Source organism: Halomonas sp. BM-2019 (assembly GCF_017584085.1).
This window is the reverse complement of the sequence record NZ_CP071922.1, coordinates 480,633-483,341: the sequence shown is the minus strand read 5'-3', so window position 1 is coordinate 483,341 and position 2,709 is coordinate 480,633. Positions and strand designations below refer to the sequence as shown.

General features: G+C 49.7%; 2 protein-coding genes. Both read right to left on the bottom strand.

From position 1 onward, the window contains the following. A partial coding sequence (gene narH / locus J5F18_RS02450) for a nitrate reductase subunit beta (RefSeq protein WP_346300769.1) occupies positions 1-977 on the bottom strand: 977 nt, incomplete at its 3' end. Between the two features lie 64 nt (positions 978-1,041). Continuing rightward, positions 1,042-2,709: molybdopterin dinucleotide binding domain-containing protein (locus J5F18_RS02445; RefSeq protein ID WP_346300768.1), on the bottom strand; the 1,668-nt coding region annotated here is incomplete at its 5' end.

Genomic DNA, 2,709 nt, shown 5'->3' with positions numbered 1-2,709 from the left:
TGTGCTGCTTTCAACCAGTTGTCGGCAATCCCTTCTTTCTTGGCCGCGGCAATGACTTCTGGGTCAAACGGATCCAAGAACAGGTCTAACTGTGCTTGATAGAGATCTTTCTCATTCGGGGTATTGGCTGCCGCTTCAATCTTGTCCGCGTCATACAACAACACGCCTAAGTAACGAATCCGGCCGACACAAGTTTCTGAACAAGTGGTTGGCTGACCCGCTTCAATCCGTGGGTAACAGAAGGTACATTTTTCTGATTTACCGGTCTTCCAGTTGTAGTAAATCTTCTTATACGGACAACCCGATACACACATACGCCAACCGCGGCATTTGTCTTGGTCAATCAAGACAATTCCGTCTTCTTCGCGCTTATAAATCGCGCCAGAAGGACAGGCTGCCACACAGGCTGGGTTTAGGCAGTGCTCACACAAACGTGGCAAATACATCATGAAGGTCTTTTCAAACTGACCATAGATGTCTTTTTGCACCACTTCGTTGAAGTTGGTGTCGCGTTTCCGCTTCTCGAACTCGGTCCCAAGAATCTCTTCCCAGTTTGGCCCCCACTCTATCTTTTCCATGCGCTGGCCGCTAATCAGTGAACGCGGACGCGCAACCGGTTGGTGTTTGGTATCGCCAACATTGTGTAAGTGCTGATAATCAAAATCGAACGGCTCATAGTAGTCGTCGATTTGCGGTAAGTCTGGGTTGGCAAAGATATTCGCCAAAATACGCAGTTTGCCACCGATTTTCAGTTGCAACTTGCCTTTACTAGTGCGCTCCCAGCCACCTTTCCATTTGTCTTGGTTTTCCCACTCTTTCGGGAAGCCTACGCCAGGCTTGGTTTCAACGTTGTTGAACCAGGCGTACTCCACACCTTCACGTGAGGTCCAGACGTTCTTACAGGTGATTGAACAAGTATGACAACCGATACACTTGTCCAGATTCAACACCATGCCTATCTGAGCTCTAACTTTCATAATCGTCATCCTAAAATCTGGTGCAGGTCGGGCGCTTGCGCACTAAGCAGCAAGCGCCAACTCATCACTTCGTATCCAGCCAATCAACCTTGTCCATTTTGCGGACAATGACAAACTCGTCGCGGTTACAGCCGACCGTGCCGTAGTAGTTGAAGCCGTAGCTCTGCTGCGCGTAGCCACCGATCATGTGGGTTGGCTTCATAACTGCACGCGTGACCGAGTTATGAATACCACCGCGGGTTCCGGTCATCTCTGAGCCTGGTACGTTCACAATCCGCTCTTGAGCGTGATACATCATGCTCATCCCTTCCGGTACCCGCTGCGAAACAACCGCGCGCGCTGAGATTGAACCGTTAACGTTGAAGATTTCGATCCAGTCGTTATCTTCAATACCTGCTGCTTTAGCGTCGATCTCACTGAGCCACACAATCGGGCCACCACGCGACAACGTCAGCATAAGCAAGTTGTCCGAATAGGTGCTGTGAATTCCCCACTTCTGGTGCGGCGTTAAGAAGTTGAGAACGATTTCTTTGTTACCGTTCGGCTTCTTGTTCAGTACCGGCTGCACCGTCTTCAAGTTAATCGGTGGCTTGTAAACGCACAGGGTTTCACCGAAGTCACGCATCCATTCATGATCTTGATAGAACTGCTGGCGACCGGTAATGGTGCGCCATGGAATCAATTCATGAACGTTGGTGTAACCTGCGTTATAGGACACGTGCTCGTCTTCCAAACCTGACCAAGTGGGCGAAGAGATAATCTTCCGTGGTTGCGCCACGATGTCGTGGAAGCGGATTTTTTCGTCCTCTTTCGGCTTGGCTAAATGGGTATGATCACGCCCAGTAAACTCGCTTAGTGCGCCCCATGCTTTCACCGCAACTTGACCATTAGTTTCTGGCGCCAGCGAGAGTATGACCTCGCACGCATCAACTGCCGTTTCAATCTTCGGCCGACCTTGGTTGGCGCCTTCTTCGACATGCTTGCGATTGAGTTTGCCAAGGAAATCAACTTCGTCTTGAGTATTCCAATTAATGCCTTTACCGCCATTGCCAAGTTTGTCCATAAGTGGACCAAGCGAAGTAAAACGGTGATAGGTATTCGGATAGTCACGTTCGACTTCCACCAAATTCGGCATGGTTTGGCCAGGGACTGGCTCACATTCGCCTTTCCACCAAGCTTTCACGCCATAGGGCTGGGCTAACTCGTTCGGTGTATCGTGTTGCATCGGTACCGTGACCAAATCTTTTTCAACACCAAGGTGACCAACGCAAACCCGCGAGAACTCTTTCGCAATGCCTTTAAAGATTTCCCAATCACTGCGCGCTTCCCAAACCGGATCAACGGCGGCAGTTAATGGGTGAATAAACGGATGCATATCCGAAGTATTCATGTCGTCTTTTTCATACCAAGTTGCGGTTGGTAAAACGATGTCTGAATACAAGCAAGTGGTCGACATGCGGAAGTCGAGGGTCACCCATAGGTCCACTTTACCTTCGGCACCTTCACCGCCCCATTCAACATCATCTGGCTTCTGACCACCGAATTCACCTAAGTCTTTACCGAGCAAGCCATGCTTGGTGCCGAGTAAATGCTTGAGCATGTACTCATGACCTTTACCGGATGAACCAAGCAAGTTAGAGCGCCAAATAAACATGTTGCGTGGGAAATTCTGTGGGTTCTCGGGTTGCTCACAAGCAAACTTCAAGCTGCCATTTTTCAGTTGATCAACCAC